Origin of the sequence: Streptomyces sp. NPDC091271 (assembly GCF_044757505.1) — a bacterium.
GTDB lineage: Bacteria > Actinomycetota > Actinomycetes > Streptomycetales > Streptomycetaceae > Streptomyces.
Window position 1 is genome coordinate 95,617 of record NZ_JBIVVD010000005.1, and the last position, 20,102, is coordinate 115,718.

General features: G+C 71.0%; 17 protein-coding genes and 2 pseudogenes. 8 read left to right on the plus strand and 11 right to left on the minus strand.

From position 1 onward, the window contains the following. Nucleotides 1-24: 24 nt before the first annotated feature. Nucleotides 25-639 (minus strand): DUF1349 domain-containing protein, encoded by a 615-nt coding sequence (locus ACIQM3_RS21585; RefSeq protein WP_401626682.1) that lies wholly within the window; start codon nucleotides 637-639, stop codon nucleotides 25-27. Beyond that, nucleotides 636-2,156: an aldehyde dehydrogenase (NADP(+)) gene (locus tag ACIQM3_RS21590; RefSeq protein WP_401626683.1), complete on the minus strand. Its 1,521-nt coding sequence runs from the start codon at nucleotides 2,154-2,156 to the stop codon at nucleotides 636-638. Before ACIQM3_RS21590 ends, ACIQM3_RS21585 begins: the two co-directional genes overlap by 4 nt. 154 nt (nucleotides 2,157-2,310) lie before the next feature. Here ACIQM3_RS21590 and ACIQM3_RS21595 point away from each other — a divergent pair, with 154 nt between their 5' ends. After that, on the plus strand, nucleotides 2,311-3,081 hold the full coding sequence (locus ACIQM3_RS21595) for an IclR family transcriptional regulator (protein ID WP_033305764.1): 771 nt from the start codon (nucleotides 2,311-2,313) through the stop codon (nucleotides 3,079-3,081). A 47-nt stretch (nucleotides 3,082-3,128) separates the two neighbouring features. On the opposite strand, the gene ACIQM3_RS21600 is transcribed toward ACIQM3_RS21595, so the two are convergent. Beyond that, entirely contained in the window at nucleotides 3,129-3,857 is a 729-nt protein-coding gene (locus tag ACIQM3_RS21600) for a TetR/AcrR family transcriptional regulator C-terminal domain-containing protein (protein ID WP_401626685.1), read from the minus strand. Nucleotides 3,858-3,994: 137 nt separating this feature from the next. On the opposite strand from ACIQM3_RS21600, the gene ACIQM3_RS21605 reads away from it, so the two are divergent. Next, nucleotides 3,995-5,113, plus strand: a complete 1,119-nt coding sequence (locus ACIQM3_RS21605) for an FAD-dependent oxidoreductase (RefSeq protein WP_401626687.1) — start codon at nucleotides 3,995-3,997, stop codon at nucleotides 5,111-5,113. Nucleotides 5,114-5,205: 92 nt separating this feature from the next. After that, nucleotides 5,206-6,657 carry a peptidoglycan D,D-transpeptidase FtsI family protein gene (locus tag ACIQM3_RS21610; RefSeq protein ID WP_401626689.1) on the plus strand — a complete coding sequence of 484 codons (1,452 nt, stop codon included), beginning with the start codon at nucleotides 5,206-5,208 and terminating at the stop codon, nucleotides 6,655-6,657. A 43-nt stretch (nucleotides 6,658-6,700) separates the two neighbouring features. On the opposite strand, the gene ACIQM3_RS21615 is transcribed toward ACIQM3_RS21610, so the two are convergent. Continuing rightward, nucleotides 6,701-8,200: an NCS2 family permease gene (locus tag ACIQM3_RS21615; RefSeq protein WP_401626691.1), complete on the minus strand. Its 1,500-nt coding sequence runs from the start codon at nucleotides 8,198-8,200 to the stop codon at nucleotides 6,701-6,703. A gap of 329 nt (nucleotides 8,201-8,529) precedes the next feature. On the opposite strand from ACIQM3_RS21615, the gene ACIQM3_RS21620 reads away from it, so the two are divergent. Further along, nucleotides 8,530-9,105 (plus strand): SigE family RNA polymerase sigma factor, encoded by a 576-nt coding sequence (locus tag ACIQM3_RS21620; RefSeq protein ID WP_401626693.1) that lies wholly within the window; start codon nucleotides 8,530-8,532, stop codon nucleotides 9,103-9,105. 44 nt (nucleotides 9,106-9,149) lie between these two features. Here ACIQM3_RS21620 and ACIQM3_RS21625 read toward each other — a convergent pair. Next, a pseudogene (locus tag ACIQM3_RS21625) lies at nucleotides 9,150-10,259 on the minus strand (RNA-guided endonuclease InsQ/TnpB family protein); the annotation flags it as partial. Continuing rightward, nucleotides 10,256-10,684, minus strand: a complete 429-nt coding sequence (gene tnpA, locus ACIQM3_RS21630; RefSeq protein ID WP_401626694.1) for an IS200/IS605 family transposase — start codon at nucleotides 10,682-10,684, stop codon at nucleotides 10,256-10,258. The gene tnpA and the pseudogene ACIQM3_RS21625, both read right to left, overlap by 4 nt. Nucleotides 10,685-10,834: 150 nt before the next feature. On the opposite strand from tnpA, the gene ACIQM3_RS21635 reads away from it, so the two are divergent. The 4 genes and pseudogenes from ACIQM3_RS21635 to ACIQM3_RS21650 form a co-directional block, all read left to right on the plus strand. Next, the gene (locus ACIQM3_RS21635) at nucleotides 10,835-11,545 is read left to right on the plus strand and encodes a hypothetical protein (protein ID WP_401626695.1); all 711 of its coding nucleotides are present in this window, start codon (nucleotides 10,835-10,837) and stop codon (nucleotides 11,543-11,545) included. A 126-nt stretch (nucleotides 11,546-11,671) separates the two neighbouring features. Beyond that, the gene (locus ACIQM3_RS21640; RefSeq protein WP_401626697.1) at nucleotides 11,672-12,520 is read left to right on the plus strand and encodes a pectate lyase; all 849 of its coding nucleotides are present in this window, start codon (nucleotides 11,672-11,674) and stop codon (nucleotides 12,518-12,520) included. A gap of 171 nt (nucleotides 12,521-12,691) precedes the next feature. Beyond that, nucleotides 12,692-13,558: a hypothetical protein gene (locus ACIQM3_RS21645; RefSeq protein WP_401626698.1), complete on the plus strand. Its 867-nt coding sequence runs from the start codon at nucleotides 12,692-12,694 to the stop codon at nucleotides 13,556-13,558. A 127-nt stretch (nucleotides 13,559-13,685) separates the two neighbouring features. Continuing rightward, nucleotides 13,686-13,802 (plus strand): annotated as a pseudogene (locus tag ACIQM3_RS21650) (hydrolase); the annotation flags it as partial. Nucleotides 13,803-14,105: 303 nt separating this feature from the next. Here the strand turns inward: ACIQM3_RS21650 and ACIQM3_RS21655 are convergent. The 5 genes from ACIQM3_RS21655 to ACIQM3_RS21675 all read right to left on the minus strand — a co-directional run bounded on the left by ACIQM3_RS21655 (nucleotide 14,106) and on the right by ACIQM3_RS21675 (nucleotide 20,100). Further along, the gene (locus tag ACIQM3_RS21655) at nucleotides 14,106-15,209 is read right to left on the minus strand and encodes a pectinesterase family protein (RefSeq protein WP_401626700.1); all 1,104 of its coding nucleotides are present in this window, start codon (nucleotides 15,207-15,209) and stop codon (nucleotides 14,106-14,108) included. 94 nt (nucleotides 15,210-15,303) lie between these two features. Beyond that, a complete protein-coding gene (locus ACIQM3_RS21660) occupies nucleotides 15,304-16,632 on the minus strand; it encodes a polysaccharide lyase family 1 protein (protein WP_401626702.1) in 1,329 nt (442 codons plus the stop codon). A gap of 60 nt (nucleotides 16,633-16,692) precedes the next feature. Further along, a complete protein-coding gene (locus ACIQM3_RS21665) occupies nucleotides 16,693-17,520 on the minus strand; it encodes a rhamnogalacturonan acetylesterase (RefSeq protein WP_401626704.1) in 828 nt (275 codons plus the stop codon). 135 nt (nucleotides 17,521-17,655) lie between these two features. Next, the gene (locus ACIQM3_RS21670) at nucleotides 17,656-18,990 is read right to left on the minus strand and encodes an ABC transporter substrate-binding protein (protein WP_401626706.1); all 1,335 of its coding nucleotides are present in this window, start codon (nucleotides 18,988-18,990) and stop codon (nucleotides 17,656-17,658) included. Nucleotides 18,991-19,035: 45 nt separating this feature from the next. After that, the gene (locus ACIQM3_RS21675) at nucleotides 19,036-20,100 is read right to left on the minus strand and encodes a polysaccharide lyase family 1 protein (protein ID WP_401626708.1); all 1,065 of its coding nucleotides are present in this window, start codon (nucleotides 20,098-20,100) and stop codon (nucleotides 19,036-19,038) included. Nucleotides 20,101-20,102 lie beyond the last annotated feature (2 nt).

Sequence of the window (20,102 nt, forward strand, 5' to 3'; positions counted from 1 at the left end):
CTCGGTGGGTCTACGTTTGATCGGTCAGCTGCCGTCGCGCAGATCGCCGGGGCCGGTGGGCCGGAAGGCGATCCGGTCGAACGTCACCGTGCAGCCGTCGCCGGTCGGTGACTGCGCGAGGAAGCCGATACGGGCGGCGGCCCGCTCCTCCTCCGTGCCGAGGGTGAACAGCCGGACGAACGTCCACCGTTCACCGTCCGCCGAGGCGTGGAAGGCGAAGGCGCCGCCGATGCGGCTGAGGCGCAGCCAGCAGCTGTCCCCTTCCACGACCGCGGAGTTCACGTCGTCGGAGTGGCCGCGGGTGACCACGGTGCAGATCGTCGGGCGTTCCGGTGAGAGCTCCAGGCAGAGCTTCGCCCACTCCCGCTCCCCGACGTGGAGGTAAAGCACCCCCGCGTCGAAGGCGGCGGCGAATCCGACGCGCACCCGGGCGATCAGCTGGAAGTCGCCCTCAGGTGCCGGGCCCAGCAGGCGCGGCGCGTCGGAGGCGGGCTCCAGGGAGCCGCCGCCGGGCGGGACGAAACGGTCCTGCTTCGCCCCGGCCGAACCGGTCAGCACGCCCTCCTCGTACGTCCATCCGCCCTCGGGCCCGAAGGGCTCCAGGACGAAGGGGAGCTCAGGGAGCTGTACGGCCGTCATGCGCGGCGCCCGTCGACCCGTCGCGGCAGGTTCTGCGGGTTGTCCTCGCGGAGCTCCGGCGGCAGGAGCGCCTCGGGCGTGGACTGGTAGCTGACCGGGCGCAGCCAGCGCTCGATCGCGGTGGCGCCGACCGAGGTGGAGGTGGAGGTGGTGGCCGGGTAGGGGCCGCCGTGGTGCTGGGCGGGGGCGACGGCGACACCGGTCGGCCAGCCGTTGACCAGGACACGTCCGGCCACCGGGGTGAGCTCGGCCAGCAGTCCGGCGGCGCTGCCGTCGGCCTCCTCCGTGGCGATCTGGAGGGTGGCGGTGAGGTTGCCCGGGAGGCGCGACAGCACGGCGGTGATCTCGTCCGCGGAGTCGTAACGCGCCACGACGGTGACCGGGCCGAAGCACTCCTCCAGGAGCGCGTCGTGCGGTCCCTTCTGGGCCAGGCGCTGCGCCGGCACGGTGAAGAAGCCCGGGGAGACCGTGTGCTCGCCGCCCGCGCCCGGGGTGACCGGGGCGTCGACGTCCGGCAGCGCGGCCCGCTCGGCCACTCCGTGGACGAAGGCGTCGCGCATCCGGTGGTCGAGCATGACCCCGGCGCCCGTACCGCTCACCGTCTCGGTCAGCGACTTCAGCAGCTGGTCGCCCGCCTCTCCGGACGGGGCGAACACGAAGCCGGGCTTGGTGCAGAACTGTCCGGCGCCCATGGTCATCGAGCCGCCGAGCCCGGCACCGATCTGCTCACCGCGCTCGGCGGCGGCCGCCTCGGTGACGACGACGGGGTTGAGCGAACCGAGCTCGCCGTGGAAGGGGATCGGGGTGGGGCGGGAGGCCGCGGCGTCGAACAGGGCGCGGCCGCCGCGGATCGAGCCGGTGAACCCGGCGGCGGAGACGAGCGGGTGCTTCACCAGCTCGACACCCGCGTCGAAGCCGTGGACCACGGTGAGGACGTCCTCGGGCAGACCGTGCTGCGCCGCGGCCCTGCGCAGGAGCGAGGCGCAGATCTCCGAGGTCGCGGGGTGGTCGGGGTGCGCCTTGACGACGACCGGGCAGCCCGCGGCGAGCGCGCTCGCGGTGTCGCCGCCGGGGACGGAGAAGGCGAGCGGGAAGTTGCTGGCCGCGTAGACGGCGACGACGCCGAGCGGGATCTTGTAGCGACGCAGGTCCGGCCACGGCGGGGTGCGGCTGCCGTCCTCGTGGTCGATGTGGATATCGAGGTACGCGCCCTCGTCGACGACCTCGGCGAAGGCCCGCAGCTGGGCCGCCGTGCGGGCCAGCTCGCCGGTCAGCCGGGCCGGGCCGAGCGCGGTCTCCGCGTCGGCGGCCTCGATGACGTGTTCCTGGGCCTCGGCGAGGAGGTCGGCCGCGGTGCGGAGGAACGCGGCGCGCACGGTGCGGTCGGCCAGCGCTCCGCGAACGGCGTGCGCCGCCCGGACCGCGCGGTCGACCTCCTCCGCTGTAGCCTCCACCGCAACCTGCTCACGCGGGTTCCCCGTTCGGGGGTCGACGCTCCAGACTGGTGCTGCTGCCACCGTATTTCCTTCCGTTCCGCTGCCACACAGGAGAGGTTGTTCGGTATTCTGAACAGCGTTCCTGAACGTGAATACACAGGAACTCTATTTCCGGGCGTTCCGTGTTGGCAAGAAGTCGCAGGGTCGTACAAGAAGGCTGGAAGGGACATAAGGCATGTCGGTTGGCGAGTCCGGTGGGGCACAGGTCAAGTCCGCTGTAAGGACGGTGGAACTCCTCGAATACTTCGCGGGGCGCCCCGGTATGCACTCGCTGGCCGCGGTGCAGGAAGCGGTCGGCTACCCCAAGTCCAGCCTCTACATGCTGCTGCGGACGCTGGTGGAGCTCGGCTGGGTGGAGACCGACGCCACGGGCACGCGGTACGGGATCGGCGTGCGCGCCCTGCTCGTCGGCACCTCGTACATCGACGGCGACGAGGTCGTCGCGGCCGCCCGCCCCACGCTGGACCGGCTCTCCGACGACACCACGGAGACCATCCACCTGGCCCGGCTGGACGGGACCAACGTGGTGTATCTCGCCACCCGGCAGTCCCAGCACTATCTGCGGCCCTTCACCCGTGTCGGCCGCCGGCTGCCCGCGCACTCCACCTCGCTGGGCAAGGCGCTGCTGGCGACCCACAGCGACGAGCAGGTCCGCAAGATGCTGCCCGAGACACTGCCGGCGCTGACGGAGCACACCCTCACCGACCGCGAGAAGCTCATCGAGGAGCTGCACCTCATCCGCGAGCAGGGTTACGCGGTGGACCGCGAGGAGAACACCCTGGGGCTGCGCTGCTTCGGCGTCGCGATCCCGTACCGCACTCCGGCGCGTGACGCGATCAGCTGCTCGGTGCCGGTCGCCCGGCTCACACCGGCGCACGAGCAGATGGTCAAGGACGCCCTGTTCGACGCCCGCGACCGGCTCACCCTCGCGACCCGCAGGCTCTGACAGCCCGGCAGGCCGCCTCCCCACACCCCGGACGCCTGGTCGAGGCGCTACGTGGCGGGCGGGTGCACCGCTGCGATGCCGGCGAGGACGAGATCGACTCCTGCGAGGAACTGCGCCCGGTCGTCGTGGTCGCGCATCTCGGCCGCGACGGCCCGGGTGAACGGGTAGTCGTCGGGATCGAGCTCCTCCCAAGCCCCGGCCACGGCGTCGAGGAACTCGCCGCGGTCCGCGTCGGGCCCGAGAGTGCGGGCGCTCTCGGTGTTCGCGGCGTTCTGACCGGCGGCGCCGAGGATGTGGTGCACCAGGGCGGAGGCCGCCGTGAACCGGCTGCCCTCGGGCACCCCCAGCGCACGGACCTGCCGGCCGATGCGTTCGAAGATCCGCGGCGTCACCGACTGCCAGGGCCTGCGGGAGAGCTGCGTGGCGAGCTGTGCGGCCAGCCACGGGTGCGCCTCGACCGCGTCGAACAGCCCGAGAGCGACAGCGCGGATCTCCCCCTGCGGTGAGCGCGGCGGGTGCGGCGGCCCCGGAGCCCCGGAGGGCTGGGCCACCAGAGCGGCGGCCACGACGGCCTCGGTCGCGGCGTCGAGCAACTCGCCCCTGTTCGCCACATGCCAGTAGATCGCCCCGGGCCCGGTGGCGAGGCGCTCGGTAAGCGCCCGGAACGTCAGCCCGCCCTCACCCGCCGTGTCGAGCAGCCCGACGGCGGCCTCGACGATGCGCTCGCGTGAGAGCGGTTCTTCGCGTCGCTCCGTGCGACGCGCCCTGGTTGCCATGCGTACATCCTGACACACGCCTGGAACCCCGTTCCAGCTTGACATCTCTGGAACGCCGCTCCACGCTCTTTGTGGAACAACATTCCATAGATGCTCCGGGTGCTTCGCCCGGGAGGCAGCGACCGGAAGGAAGCACCATGACCACTCACGTCACGATCATCGGCGCAGGACTCGGCGGGCTGACCCTCGCCCGCGTCCTCCACGTACACGGCATCCCGGCGACGGTCTACGAGGCGGAGGCCTCCGCGACGGCGCGATCGCAGGGCGGGATGCTCGACATCCACGAGGAGAACGGCCAGCCCGCCCTCCGGGCGGCAGACCTGATGGACGAGTTCCGCGGCCTCGTCCTCGAGGGCCGCGAGGCGACACGGGTCCTCGCCCCGGACGGGACCGTACTCTTCGACGACGACAGCGCGCGTGGACGCCCCGAGGTGCTGCGCGGCGGGCTGCGACGGATCCTGCTCGAATCGCTCCCGGCCGGAACCGTCCGGTGGGGGCACAAGGTGAGCGGCGTCCGCGCCCTCGGCGGGGGCCGTCACGAGGTGACGTTCGCCGACGGCGCCACCGTGGTCACGAGCCTGCTCGTCGGCGCGGACGGTGCCTGGTCGCGGGTCCGGCCGCTGCTCTCCGCCGCCACACCCGAATACACCGGCAGGTCGTTCGTCGAGACCTACCTGTTCGACGCCGACACCCGGCACCCGGCCGCCGCGAAAGCGGTCGGCGGCGGGGCTCTCTTCGCGCTCGCGCCCGGCAAGGGGATCCAGGCTCACCGGGAGAGCGGGGGGACCCTCCACACCTACGTGGCGCTCTCCGAGTCGCAGGACTGGTTCGCCGCCGTCGATTTCACCGACTCCGAAGCGGCCACCGCACGGATCGCGCAGGAGTTCGACGGCTGGGCACCGGAGCTCACCGCGCTGATCACCGACGGCGAGACCCCGCCGGTCCTGCGCACCCTCAGCGCCCTGCCCGTCGGGCACCGGTGGGACCGGATGCCGGGGGTGACCCTGCTCGGCGACGCCGCCCACCTGTCCGCCCCGAACGGCGAAGGCGCCAACCTGGCCATGCTCGACGGCGCCGAACTCGGCAAGGCCGTCGCCGCACACCCCGATGACGTCGAGGCCGCGCTCACCGCATACGAGCAGGCCATGTTCCCCCGAAGCGCCGAAGCCGCCACCGATGGAGACCATCTCCACGAGCTCCTCTTCGGCGACGACACACCCCACAGCCTGATCAGCATGTTCGCGGGGGACGAGTAGCGTCCGGCCGATCCGTCCCGGCGCCTGAGAAACCGGTGAGAAGGAACACGAACGGGAACGCCCCGGACGCCCCCGTTCGTCCCTCCAGCGGGATGAACAAGACGATCAGGCGCGCTTCGGTCTTCTGTCTGCTCATGGTCCTCGCCCTGCTGGTGCGGGCGACCTGGGTGCAGGCGTACGAGGCACGGGCGCTCGCAGACGACGAACACAACCGGCGGAACACCATCGCGCAGTACGCGCAGCCGCTCGGCGACATCATCGTGGCCGGATCCCCGGTCACCGGTTCGAAGGAGACGGACGGCGACGACCTCCGCTACAAACGCACCTACACCCAGGGCGAGCTGTACGCGGCGGTCACCGGCTACAGCTCGCAGGCCTACGGCGCCACCCAGCTGGAAGGCATCTACAGCGATGTCCTCGACGGCACGGACGACCGGCTGAAGAATCCCACCGATCTGCTCACCGGCGAGCAGACGTCCCCGGGCGACGTGGTCACGACCATCGATCCGGACGTGCAGAAGGCCGCCTTCGAGGCGCTCGGCGACGACCGGGGCGCGGCGGTCGCGATGGACCCCGCGACCGGGCGGATCCTGGGGATGGTCTCCTCCCCGTCGTACGACCCCTCCGACATCAGCGGGACGAACGACGGCGACGCCTGGCAGCAGCTGCTCGACGACAAGACCAAGCCGCTGGTCAACCGGGCGCTGCGGCAGCCTCTGCCGCCCGGTTCGACGTTCAAGCTGGTGGTGGCCTCGGCGGCGCTGGAGAACGGCCTGTACGGCTCGGTCGACGAGCCCACGGACAGCCCCGACCCGTACACCCTGCCGAACACGAGCACGGTCCTGTCGAACGAGAACCCCTCGGCCCCCTGCGAGAACGCCACGCTGCGCACCGCCCTCCAGTACTCCTGCAACAACGTCTTCGCGAAGGTCGCGGCCGATCTCGGCCAGGACAAGCTGAAGGCGATGGCGGACGCCTTCGGATTCGACACCGAGAAGCTGGACGTGCCGGTGCGGGCGTCGCAGAGCGTGTACCCGACCGGTATGGACAAGGCGCAGACCGCGCTGACCGGCATCGGCCAGTTCGAGGTGACCGCCACCCCGATGCAGATGGCCATGGTCTCGGCCGCCCTCTCCAACGGTGGTGAGCTGGCCTCGCCGCACATGGTCGCGAAGGTGACCGACTCGGACGGCTCCACGCTCCAGGAGTATCCGGACGGCGACACCGAACGGGTCGTGAAGGAGTCGACGGCCGAGCAGCTGCGCAGCGCGATGGTCACCGTCGTGGAGAAGGGGACCGGCAGCAACGCGAAGATCGACGGCGCTGAGGTGGGCGGCAAGACGGGCACCGCGCAGAACGGCGTGGACAACAGCAACACCCCGTACGCCTGGTTCACCTCGTACGCGCAGGACGAGTCCACCGGCAAGCAGGTCGCGGTCGCGGTGGTCGTCGAGGACTCCGGGGCGGCCCGTTCGGAGGTCAGCGGCAACGGCCTGGCGGCGCCGATCGCACAGAAGATGATGAAGGCGGCCCTGAAGGGGTGATCCGTACCGCCACCGCCCGGGCCGGGCGGTGGCGGCGGGGTGCCTACCTCGCCCCGAGCAGCTGCTCGACAGGGTCGATGGCGAAGTACACCGCGAACAGGGCCGCGGTGCCCCACAGCAGCCAGTGGACCTCCCTGGCCCTGCCGAGGACCGCCTTGATCACGACGTACGCGACGAAGCCCGCGCCGATGCCGTTGGTGATCGAGTAGGTGAACGGCATCACGGCGATCGTGAGGAAGGCCGGGATGGCGATCTCGTACTTCTCCCAGTCGATGTGCCGTACCTGCGCCATGAGCATGAAACCGACCGCGACCAGGGCCGGCGCCGCCGCCTGGGCCGGGACGATCGTGGCGAGCGGGGTGAGGAACAGCGCCACGGCGAAGAGTGCGCCGGTGACCAGGGAGGCAAAGCCGGTACGGGCGCCCTCGCCGACGCCCGCCGCCGACTCGACGTAGGACGTGGCGGAGGACGCGGAGGCCGCGCCGCCCGCGACGGCGGCCGCACCGTCGATGAGCAGGACGCGGCCCAGATTCGGCACCTTGCCGTCCTCATCGAGGAGCCCGGCCTCGTGGGAGACGCCGACGACGGTGCCCATCGTGTCGAAGAAGTCGCTCAGCAGCAGGGTGAAGACCAGCAGCACGATGGTGATCACACCGACCTGCTGGAAGGCGCCGAAGAGGCTGAAGGAGCCGATCAGTCCGAAGTCCGGTGCCGCGACCAGGTCGTCGGGGACGGCGGGGACGGTCAGGCCCCATGCGGTGGGAGCGATGTCGGCGATGCCGTTGATGATCACCGCCACCACGGTCGTCACGACGATGCTGATGAGGATGGCGCCCTTCACCCGGCGGGCGAGCAGCGCGACGGTGAGCAGCACGCCGACGCAGAAGACCAGGACCGGCCAGCCGGCGAGCTGCCCGGTGGCTCCGAGCTGGACGGGGACCGAACCGGTCTCGCCCGGGATGCGGGAGACGAACCCGGCGTCGACGAAGCCGATGAACGCGATGAAGAGCCCGATGCCCACGCTGATGGCCTGTTTGAGGGATGACGGGATCGCGTGCATGATCGCCTCGCGGAGCCCGGTGACCACGAGGACGCAGATCAGCAGGCCTTCGATCACGACGAGGCCCATCGCGTCGGGCCAGCTCATCAGCGGCGCGAGCTGGAAGGCGGCGACGGCGTTGAGGCCGAGGCCCGCGGCGAGGGCGAGCGGCAGATTGCCTCCGAGTCCCATGACGACGGTCATCACGGCGGCCACCAGGGCGGTGGCGGTGACGAGTTGGGGCCCCGAGAGGTGGTTGCCGAACTTGTCCTCGGCCGAGCCGAGGATGATCGGGTTGAGCACCAGGATGTAGGCCATCGTGAAGAAGGTGGCGAAGCCGCCGCGTATCTCGCGCCCGAGGTCGGAGCCCCGGGCGCTGATGGAGAAGAAGCGGTCGACCGCGCCCCGGCGGCCGGACGCCGGGGCCCTCGCCTCCGGGGGCGCGGGGGCCGTGGCGTCCTCGGTCTTCTGTACGGGCGCGGTGGGATCAGATGTGTCCGGCATGCACTCCTCCTTGTGTACGGTTCACGCGGCGGTCAGCCGGATTGTTCACCGGTCATGGGCATTTCAGGTTTTCCCTGTGTTACGTCTTGCGCGGGCCCGCACCCGTGACGCCCTGATCCGCGGGCGGGTCACCGGTGGAGAAGAAGTGGACCAGGGGCTTCAGGTTTTCGCCTTGTTACGCCTTACTGGGAGGCGCACGCGTCGAAGCGCTTCCGGGGTGCGCACCGGTACCCTCTCGCCCCGCGAACGGAACGGGGCCGGGAAACGGGACTGGGAACGTACACAGCCCGTCCGAGCGCGCAGGGATCCAGGGCAGAGGAGAGGTACCTGTGGGCACAGTCGTGGATGATGCCGCTGCCGCCGAGTTCCATGCGTTCTTCGAGGCGCACTACGCCGAACTCGCCCGGATCGCCCATCTGCTGACGGGCGAGGCCGACGCGGCGGACGACTTGGCCGCCGACGCGCTGATGGCGCTCTGGCACCGCTGGGACCGGGTCAGAGCCGCCGACCACCCGGCGGCGTACGCGAGAGGGGTCGTCGCCAACCTGGCCCGTACCCGGATCCGCAGCGCGGTGCGTGAGCGTCGGAGGATCGCGCTGTTCTGGGCGCCCCGGGGGGCCGGGGACGGCTATGCGGCGGACGGCCCCGACGTGTCGGCCGTGGTGGACGTCCAAGGCGCCCTGCGCCGCCTGCCGTTCCGCAAGCGCGCGTGCGTGGTGCTGAGGCACGCCTTCGACCTGTCGGAACGCGACACCGCTCTGGTCCTCGGGGTCTCGGTGGGTACGGTGAAGAGCCAGACCTCGCGCGGTGTGGCGGAACTCCAGCGGCTCCTGGGGCCCGAGACCCCGGCGGCACAGGTACAGGTGGCGGCCGCCGGGCAGCGCACCGGAGGAAGGCATTGGTGACTCCACCCACGCGTAAACGCGCGGGCTTCCTGTGTCGGCGGCCAAGCCGCCGCGCAGAGGACCAGCCCGGCCCTGTTGAGGACGTTCGTCGCGCCGACATGGTCCGCGTTCGCCGCGAACCCGCACGCCGTGCACTGGAACCTTTCCTGGGTGACGCGGTTCTCCTTCGCTACGTGCCCGCACTCGGGGCACGTGCGGGAGGTGTTGCGCGCGTCCACCAAAACCGTGAGGCGACCAACACTCTCAGCCTTGTCCGCCAGGATTCCGAGGAACTGCGCCCAGCCCGCGTCGAGGATGCTGCGGTTGAGGCCGGCCTTCGCGGCAGCGCCGTTCGGCAGGAAGCTGCCGGGCCGCCCGGGGTCGGCCTTGGGTGCGGGCCTCTTGGTCATGCCCACTGTGTTCAGTCGCTCGTGCGCGATCACGTCGTGGCCGGTGATCAGCGTACGAGCGGTCTCGTGGTGGAAGTCGGCGCGCTGCCGCCGGATCCTGCCGTGCAGCCTGGCGACCTTCCGGGCCGCCGCGCGGTGGCGTTTGGTGCGCTGCCGGGTCCGCTTCGGGAACGTCGCGAGGTGCCGCTGCGCTTCGGCGAGTTCGTCGGCCATCGCCTGGAGGAAGCGCGGGTTGGCGACGTGTTCGCCGTCCGAGGTGGTGAGGAAGTGGGCGATGCCCATGTCGATACCGACGTTTCCCCCGGTGGGCGGCAGCTCCTCGGCGGGCACGTTGTCGCAGGCGAGGACGACGTACCAGCGGTTCCCTTCGCGCTTCACGCTGATCGTCTTGACGCGGCCCTCTACGGGCCGCTGTTGGTGGACGCGGACGTGCCCTACACCCTGGAGCCGTACGCGGGTCTGCGCATCGTGCGGGGTGGAGTCCCAGCGGCAGCCGTCGCCGTCCTTGGGGAAGGTGACGGTGTCGAAGTGCCCTGCGCCCTTGAAACGGGGGTAGCCCGGGGTCTGCCCGGCCTTCACACGGATGTCTTTGAGCTGGGCGGACTGGTCGCCGTACTTGATGCTCGACTTCGAGCTGTGCCGGTAGGCGTCCCGGCGCTCCTGCAACGCGCCGTTGTACAGGGAGCAGTGGTCCCGCAGCGTCTCGCCGAGCGCTGTCACCTGACGGGCCGTGGGGCGCAGGAGGAACTTGTACGCGCGGATCACGAGCCGTGCCCCTTCTTCCGCGGGCGTTCCCACTGGGTGTCGATGTACTTCTCGACCGTGGCCGCTGACACGGCGCCGACCGAGGCGGCGAAGTACGACGAGGACCACAGGGTGGGCATCCGTGACTTCAGGTGCGGAAACTCCTCGCGCAGCACGTGGGATGTGAAGCCCTTGAGCTGGTTCGCCACGTACGAGGCCGACGACTTCGGGTCGTGCTTCACGAACAGGTGCACATGGTCGGGCATCACCTCAAGGGCGATGACCTCCCACCCACGTTCGTCGGCCTTCTGCCGGATCAACTCGTCCAACCGTTCCGCGACCCGCCCACCGAGGACCGGGCGGCGGTACTTCGGGCACCACACCACGTGGAGCCCGAGGTCGTACACACCGCCGGAGAATCGGCGAACCGTCCTGGCCGCAGTCACTCGATCACTATACAAGCGCCGCGTGTCTAGCGCGGCCGAGAGGCCGACTCAGATGAACAGCGCAGATCCATGCACCCAGTCGAGGTCACAGCAGAGCTCAGACGCCATTCCCCACCCCGCTGGGGCGGGGCGCCCCCTGGCTAGGTACTGATGGACGAGGACCTGCGGGAGCGGCTCCGCACCGCCGCCGCTTCGCACCGCCCCGACCGGGCACGGATGCTGGCCCGGATCGAGCGCGGCATGGGGGAGGAGCCGCCGGCCCGCCCCGCGCGCGCCCCTCGTACGCCGATGCCGTGGCTGCGGGTCGCCGGCGCGACGGCGGCGGTGTGCGGGGTGCTGACCGCAGGGGCTCTCACGGTCACGTCGGCGGGCCGGGAGGAGCCGGCGGACGGGCAGCGCGTGGCCGCCGAGCCCGCGTCACCGACCCTCACGACGCCGTCACCGGGCCGGGGCGGTGCCCTGCCCGCGGGGAAGGACCCTCTGTGGTCGGACGGTTCGCTGAACCCGAACAGCAACGACTACTGGGCGCAGAGCGAAGTGACGGTCAAGACGTCCCGGCCGCTGTCCGCGCTCACGGTCGAGCTGCGGATCGCGCTGAACGGCGGGGTGGTCACCACCGGTTCCTGGCGCTCACTGCCGGAGCAGGACTTCGCGGTGTCGGCGCGCGAGGAGGACGGCTTCCTCGTGTACCGCTGGACCCTGAAGCCGGGACGGAGTGCGCCGACCGGTACCCACACCTTCGCGGGGCAGTACAACCACGCGGAGGGCACCCGCGACACGGAGCGGGACGGCTACACGGCGCGGGCGCGTGCGGCGACCGGACAGGTGTCGGTGGGCGGGGACTTCAGCGCCACGCGCTGAGCGCCCGACGGCGCCCGCCGGGCTCCGGAGGAAACAATCGCGGAACCCGGCAACCCTTCCGCGGACGGTGGCGACTCAGGTGTGCAAGACGCTCCCCCCACCGTCTAGGAATCGGGACCAGCCAACATGAGTGAACGAGCGCACACGCACCGCCGCCGCCCCGGAAAGCGCCGCATGGCCGCCGCGCTGACCGCGGCCCTGGGCCTCACCGGTGCCGCCCTGGCCACGAACATGATGCTCCAGCCCGCCGGTGCGGCGACGGCGGACGGGACGACCGCCGTCGCGGCCGAGTGGCCCACCCCCAGCGGCAGCCAGGCCGTCTCGAAGACCGTCGAGGTCTCGGGCACGTACGACGGCGACCTCAAGGAGTTCTACGGCGAGGGCGACCTCGGCGGGGACGGCCAGGAGGAGGGACAGGAGGCACTCTTCGAACTCGCCGACGGGGCGACCCTCAAGAACGTCATCCTGGGCTCCCCCGCCGCCGACGGCGTGCACTGCTCCGGCAGCTGCACCCTCGAGAACGTCTGGTGGACGGACGTCGGCGAGGACGCCGCCTCCTTCAAGGGCAAGTCGACGGGCTCCGTGTACACGGTGAGCGGCGGCGGCGCCAAGGGGGCCGACGACAAGGTGTTCCAGTTCAACGGCGCGGGCAGGCTGACCATCTCGGGCTTCCAGGTCGAGGACTTCGGCAAGCTCGTCCGGTCCTGCGGCAACTGCTCCACGATGTACAAGCGCGACATCGTCGTGAAGGACGTCGACGTCACGGCGCCGGGCAAGTCCCTGGTCGGCATCAACAGCAACTACGGGGACACCGCCACGCTGAGCTCGATCCGGATCCACGGCGACAGCGGCAGGAAGATCGAGCCGTGCGTCCGCTACGAGGGCAACGACAGCGGCGACGAGCCGGAAGAGGTGGGCAGCGGCCCCGACGGCACGTACTGCCTCTACTCCGAGTCGGACATCAGCTACGAGTAGGCTCCCGGCCCGCATCTGCCACCCGGTCCGCCCCCGCCTGCCGCACCGGTCCGGTGGGGGCGGACCGCGCCGTCCGGCGGCGCACGGCACCGGCGATTGCGTCATGGTTTCGCCCGGTCGACACTTGGACGAGAGGGTCCTGCTCGGGGAATCTACCGAGGATGTGCGCGCATGCCCAGATCCGACCGCACCGGCCGCGAGGACCGGGACCCGGACGCCGAGATCGCGGTCCCGGGAGACGACGGCGGGTCCGATGCGGGGCCGTCAGATGTCTTCCTGGACGTGCCGGCCCTCCATGTGGACAAGCTGGACCTGGAGGTCGACGACCTCGAGGCCCACGTCTCCCTGCAGGCCGAGGTGCTCGACCTCCTCAAGCTGAACGTGGGGGCGGACGTGCGGCTCGGGCGGGTCCAGCTGGGTATCGAGGGTGTGGACGTCCAGGCACAGCTCAAGGTGCGGCTGCACCACATCGCCGCCATCGTCACGCGGCTGCTGGCCACGGTCGACCGCAACCCCCAGATCCTCGAGCAGCTGACCCGCGGAGTGGGTGCGGCGGTCGAGGACGTCGGGGCCGGCACCGGCAGGGCCGCAGGGGAGCTGGGCCAGGGCGCCGGTGCGGCGGTGAGCGAGGTCGGCAAGGGGGCGGGGACGGCGGTCGAGTCCGTCGGCGCGGGCACGGGCACGGCGGTGGAAGGCGTCGGCGACGCGGCGGGCTCCGCCGTCGAGGACGTGGGCCGCAGCGCCGCGGACGCGGTCGACGAGGTCGGCGAGACCGGCGAGGAGGCGCTCGACGGCGAGCAGGAGGAGGAACCTGACCGCCCGGCCCCCCGCCGCAGGCGCAAGGCTGCTGAGCGCTCCGCCGAGCCGGACAAGCCCCGCCGCGCGGCTCCCGCCAAGAAGGCGAGCCGGAGCAGGAAGGCCGCGGCCGAGAAGACGGCAGCCGGGAAGCCACCGGCCAGGAAGGCCGCGGTGAAGAAGTCGTCCGCGGCGAAGACGGTCACGAAGAAGGCGGCAGGCCGCCCCCGGCACCGGACGTAGCCGCCGGCCCCGGCTCTCCGCCCGGAGTGCCCGGCCGCCCGCGAGGAACAGCGCGGGCTTGGGGGCGGCGAGGGAGGCCACGTCAGGGATGTCGAGGCTGCGGTGCAGCCCGGGGTGGAGCATGAAGTACTACGGCGGCAGGTTCGTCGGCGACGAGCTGGCGGCCCGCGGCTACGCCGTGCTCGCCGTGGACGGCTGGGGCGACCGGGGGCCGCTCGCCTACGAGGTCCAGCAGGCCCTGGCGGGGAAGGGCCCCGCACCCTGCGGTACAAGCAGGGAGCCGCGCGCCCGCCCGTAACGGCTGAGGGCGAACTTCACGGTGCGCGCGGTGTAAGGGCCGGCGTCGAACACTTCGACGGTCACCGGGTCGAAGGGCTCGGGGCCGGGAGCCGGAGGCTGCATCAGCGACTCCCCGACCACGGCGCGCGCCTCGGCGCGCCAGGCCGGGAAGTCACGGCCCTCGGATCTCTCCCAGGAGAGCGGGAAGGTCAGTTCGTCCTTGAGCCGCTCATGGAAGGCGGGAAGACCCGTCCGGTGATCCCCAGGTTCACGCGTACGGGCGCCAGTCGCCCAGGTATCCGGCCGCGGTGTGCGCCCGCGCCTCGGAAGCGCTCAGCTGCGGGCGGTTGCCCGGGACCGTGATGCGCGCGCCGGGGCCGGTGTTGCGGTACTCGGCGAAGCGCTGGTCCTGCCACGGGAAGCCCGAGGACATCGTGCCGTACGGCGTGACCGCGTCGATGCCCGCGCCGAGGTGGCTGTCGCGGACGGTCAGCATCGGGTGCGCGGTGAGATCCGAGGACGGCACCCAGGGGCGGGCCAGCTTGTAGTAGGCGTCGGGGGCGGTGCTGGTGATCCGGGAGCGCAGGACCAGGTAGCCGCGCGGGTTGGCTCCGGCGGTACTGGGGGCGAAGACGAAGCCGTACGGGGCCGAGGCCAGGTCGGTGCGGGTCAGGGTGCGGAAGTGGCAGCGGTCGTAGACGGCGGTGGCGCGGCCGAAGACGAAGTCGACGTCGCCCTCCACGTAGCAGTCGCGGTAGTACTGCCGGGCGAAGGCGGTGAGGGCGAGGGAGTCGGCGTACAGGGTGTCCTGGTGGCCGAGGAAGCGGCAGCCGTAGAACGCGGAGCGGTCGCCCTGCACCTTGACCGCGACGGCCTGGGTGCCGGTGTACTCCGGGTTGTCGGAGCGCAGCCAGTCGTTGGCGAAGGTCACGTCGCGGGCGGTGAAGCCGGCCGCCTGGACGGTGACGGTGGCCGATCCGCTCGTGCCGTAGGTGCCGGACCCGTCGGGCTTGGGCGTACCGGCGGCGTTGTCGTACACGATGACGGTGTCACGGGGGTCACCGCTCGCGCCGATCAGCGTGAGCTCCGCGCGGTCGGCGGTGACGAGGACCGTGGAACGGTAGGTGCCGGGCGCGAGCACCAGGGTGCGGCCGGTGCCGGACGCGGCGTCGACGGCGGACTGAACGTCGGTGTGGTCGCCCCTGCCTCGCGGGTCGACGTAGAGCGTGCGTGCGTCGAGCCGGCGGGACGGCGAGCCGTAGCGGCCGAAGGGGCGCGGGTGCGCGGGCCGGGCCTCGGCGGCGGGCGCACCGAGGGCGAGGGCTGCGCCCGCACCCGCGAACAGGGTCAGCGCACTGCGTCTGCTGGGCATGGCGGTACTCCTTGCGAAGAGGGGGCGGGCCGGAGCGGCGCCTTCCGGGGTGGTGGAAGGGTGCGGTGCCGCTCCGGCCGGTCCGGGGGTGGGGTCAGCGGGCCGACGTCTTGCCGGCACCCGCCTTGAGCCCCACCAGCAGGGGGACGGCGAGGGGGTGGTCGACCTTCGTGCGCAGCGTCGGGGTCCAGCCGGCTCCCTCGGTGAGCTGCTCGGCGGGAACGCCCGCGTTGTGCACGGCGATCAGGTCGGTCTTCCGCCCGTTGACGTAGTTGTTCCCGGCCGTGAGGGAGGACTCGGACCACTTCTTGAGGATGGTCGCCTTGTCGAAACCGGCGGGCACGGTGAAGGCGTTGTGCTCCGCGACGAGGTGGGACTCGGCGCCGATGCCGTACGTGTAGCCGTACGCGGCGCCCTTGGTGGCCGCGAAGTAGTTGTTGTACGAGTCGACCTGGCCGAAGCGGACGCGGGGCGCGCGCTCCTTCACGTCCTTGAAGAGGTTGTGGTGCAGCGTCACGCGGAGCTTGCCCCGGTCGCTCGCCCCGGCGCCGTCGCTGTTGCCGATGAGCATGGTCTTGTCGTGGTCCTTGAGGACGTTCCACGACACGGTGACGAGGTCGGCGCCGCGCACGATGTCGAAGAGGCCGTCGTGCTGCTGGTAGACCTGCCCGAAGTAGTGGGGCTGGTCGGCGTCCGGGCGGTCGCCGTCGCTGAAGGTGTTGTGGTCGACCCAGACGTGGCTGGAGCCGTAGACGACGAGGTTGTCGTACTCGGAGTTCCAGGCGCCCTGGTCACCGTCGGTGGGGTCCCACTGGGGGAAGCAGTCGTAGGTGTCCTCGAACGAGATGTTGCGGACGACGACGTTGGAGACGTTCTTCACCTGGAGGCTGGCGCCGATGATCGTGGCGTCCTTGCCGACACCGACGAGCGTGGTGTTGGACGGGACGTTCACGTTGACGGCGGCCGCCTGCAGCTTCGCGGACGCGACGCGGGCGTCCTCCAGCGGGCCCGACGGGACCGCGTCGGTGCCCCAGACGGCCGGGTCGTAGGCCGCGAGGTACTTCTCCAGGGTGTAGCCGTCCTGCTGGTAGGCCTCGCAGCCGATCGGGGTGCCGGAGGCGTCGGAGTTGCCGTGGACGGTGCCGGCGATCCTGACGATCTTCGGCGCGTCCCCGGCGTCCTCGAAGGCGGCGATGAGCTCGGCCCGGTTGCTCACGGTGTAGACGTGGTCGGGGGTGGCCTTCGCGCCGCCCGTGGTGGAGCCCTCGGCCGCGGCCCAGCCGTCGCCCGAGGGAAGTACGGCGCGCTCGGTCCCCTTGCCGTGGTGGGGCGAGGCCTGGGCGGGGAGGCTCACGGCGAGGGCGAGCGAGGCGCAGCCCATCACCACGGCGATGGCGCGGACATGTCTCATGCGTGCGGGCATGGCGGATCCCTAACTGTCGTACGGGGAATGGAATGAGGAGGAGTGCGGGGGGGGCGGGGATCAGGCCTGCGGCCAGGTGATCCACGTCCCGGGCACCGGCTCGTCGAGACGGCGCAGATCACGCGGGGCGAGCACGCGCCGGTCCAGCAGGGCACGGGCGGTCGTCCTGGCCACCTCGACCGCGCCGTCGGGCCGGAAGTGGGTGTTGTCCTGCTTGCCGTCGGGGTAGTTCGGCGACTCGCCGGGCTCCAGCCAGTTGAAGTACGCCTCGGTCCCGTCGGGGCCGAGTTCCTGCCAGCGGGCGAGGGAGAGCGCCTGGACGTCGAGCAGGGGCACGTCCTCCTCGGACGCCAGGGCGCGCATCGCGGCGGGGTACTCCCCGTGGGTGGGCTTCGCGGTGCCGTCCTCGGCGAACCGGCGGCGCTCGACCGGGGTGATCAGCACGGGCTCCGCGCGACGGGCGCGGGCGCCCTTGACGTACTGGCGCAGGTACTCCTGGTAGGTGGTGTACGGGTCGGTGCCGCGGGCGGGGTCCTCGGTCTTCTCGTCGTTGTGCCCGAACTGGACGAGGACGATGTCGCCCGGGCGGACGCCGTCCAGGAGGGCGGTGAGGCGGCCCTCGTCGATGAAGCTCTTGGAACTCCGGCCGTTCGTCGCGTGGTTGGCGACGGTGAGCGACCGGCCGAGGAAGAAGGGCAGGGCCATGCCCCAGCCGGTCTCGGGCGCGGCGTCCGCGTACTTCTGGGCCGCCGTGGAGTCGCCCGCGATGTGGAGAGTCCGGGGCCGGGGCCGGCCGCCGCCACCGCCGTGCGCGATGGCGGGAGTGGCGGAGAGGGCGAGCGGCAGCGCGAGGAGCGCGGCTGCCGTCCGTCTGCGGGTGAGTGACACAGGCTGACTGCCTCTCTCGGAGGACAAACGTGTGGTGGTGCGCAGGAAGAGGGACCGGCGGCGGGGTGCGACCCGGACCGCCGCCGGTCCCCCGGTCGATGGGGGTGGGGCAGGGGTGGAGTGGGGCGGCCGGGGTCAGCCGTTGCCCAGTTCCTTCCACTCCTTCTGGGAGGCGTTCAGCTCGTCGGCCATCTTGTCCAGGAAGTCCTTGGCCGTGACCTTGCCGAGGAGAAGCTTCTGGAACTCCGGCTCGTTGTCCGCCTTGCTGATGTTGTTCCAGTCGGGCAGGTAGTACGGCAGGTCGACGATCTTGGTGGAACCGTCGGTGAGGGCCTTGGCGGCGAGCGCGGTCGGCTCGCTCTCGTTGATCCACGGGTCCTTGGCCGCTTCGGTGTTGGCCGGGATGGCGCCCGCGGACTCGTTCCACTTGCTGTTGGACTCGTGCGAGGCCGCGAACTCGATGAACTTCCAGGCCGCGTTCTTGTTCTTGCTGGACCGGAAGAGGCCGAGACCGTCGACGGGGTTGGAGACCTGCACGCGCGTGCCGCCCTCCCCGATGGGCGCGGGTATGCCGGCGAACTTGCCCTCTCCCAGCGCCTTCAGGTGGTCCTGGTAGGAACCGAGGTTGTGGCTGAGCATCCCGATGGTGCCGGTGTCCCACTGGGCGACCATCTTGGTGAAGTCGTTGTTGACGTCGGCGGCCGGCGTCGTCTTCTTGAAGAGGGCGGCGTACTTCTCCAGTGCCGCGACGTTCTTCGGGTCGTTCAGGGTCGTCTTCTCGCCGTCCCAGAAGTCCGTGATGCCGGTCTGGCCGTAGATCGCGTCCAGGGCCTGTGCGATGGAGCCCGCGCCACCGCGGATGGTGTAGCCGAACTTGTTGTTCTTTGCGTCGGTGAGCTTGTCGGCGGCCTCGTAGAACTTGGGCCAGGTGGTGGGCGCCTCGAGCTTCGCCGCCTCGAACAGGTCGGTGCGGTACCAGAGCGCTCCGTTGTTCGCGGAGGTCGGCACGGTGTACATGTCGTCGCCCCGGCCGGCCGCGGCTCTCACGCTCTCGACCATGTTGTCGACGAGCTTGCCCTTCAGCTCCGACTTCTCCAGCCGGTCGCTGATCGGCTCCAGGGCCTCCTGGGACACGATGTTGGCCAGGTACGCGGTGCCGACGCCGCCCACGTCGGGCAGGCCGCCGCCCGCGATGGCCGTGTCGTACTTGGACTGGACGTCGGCGATCGGGATCGGGACGTACTTGACCTTGATGTCCGGGTTCTTCTTCTCGAAGTCCTTGATGATCTCGGTCCAGATGGCGGTGCGCGGACCACCGTTGTTGTCCCAGAAGGTGATCTCGCCCTTTCCACTGCCCTCCGTGCCTGAGCTGCTGCCGTCGTCGCCACAGCCGGTGGCCGCGAGTGCCAGGACCGCGGTGAGGGACACCGCGGTCGCGGTACGCCCCCGGAGCGTCTTCGAGATGTTCATGTCGGCTCTTCTCTCTCGGATCTGTAACGCGTACGTGGGGGGAGGTCAGTGGTGTGTGCGGTGCGGCGCGGTGCCGATGTACTCCTGCGGACCCGCGTTGCGGGTCACGAGCCTCGGCACGTCGGCGGCGCGGTCCAGCGTGTACGGGTAGAAGTCACGCGGTTCGAAGGCGGCGCCCCAGGCGTCGGTGCGGCCGGTGGTGTTCTTCAGGATCGATCCGCGCTGCACCAGCTCGGCCGTGTCGTCGGCCTGGTAGGGGTGCTGGACGTCCCGGTAGTAGCTGTTCTCGATGACCATCTTCGTGGCGCCGCGCGCCCAGTTGCCGTACGTCCACAGCGGGTCCCCGTCCGCGACCTGCGCGGAGAGGTAGTTGTTGTAGAGGTGGGCGTAGGCGCAGTTGTCGGCGGACGGGTTGCGCTGCTTCGTGCCGCTGAACCAGTTGTGGTCGATCGTGATCTGCGTGGTGACGTTCTCGGTCCAGCCGATGCCGAGCGCCTTGTTGTGGTTGTCGAAGTGGTTGTACGACACGGTGATGTACTGGCTGTCCTTGCGGATGTCGAGCAGCCCGTCGCCCATGTGCGTCAGCCGGTTGTGGTCGATCCAGACGTGGTCGGCGGTGTCCATCTGGATCGCGTCGAAGTCGGTGGTCTTCCCGTCCCAGTCGCCCTCGACATAGGAGTCGCGGATGGTGAGGTTACGGATGATGACGTTGCTGGTGCCCGGGTTCAGGTGGAGTTCGCCGTGGACGATCTCGCCCGTGTCACCCACCCCGACGATGGTCTTGTCGGACGTGACGTCGATGTCCGCGCCGAAGGGTTCGACGGTGATGGATCCGGCCACCCGGATGACGTAGGGCTCCTCGGCACCGGCGTACCTCTCCAGGCCCGCCTGGTCGGTGACGGTGACCACCTCGCCGCCCCGGCCCCCTGTGGTGCCGCCCGCCAGCGAGGCGAAGCCGTGCGGTGCCCCGCCGCCGTGGTGCGCCGCGGGCTGTGCCCCGGTCGCGGCCGACGCCCCGCCCGGGGCGGTGGGCAGGAGGAAGGCGGCGGCGAGGGCGAAGGCGGTGAACAGCGTTCTCGCTCTGGTGCGCTCGGTACGGAGGTGCGTCATTG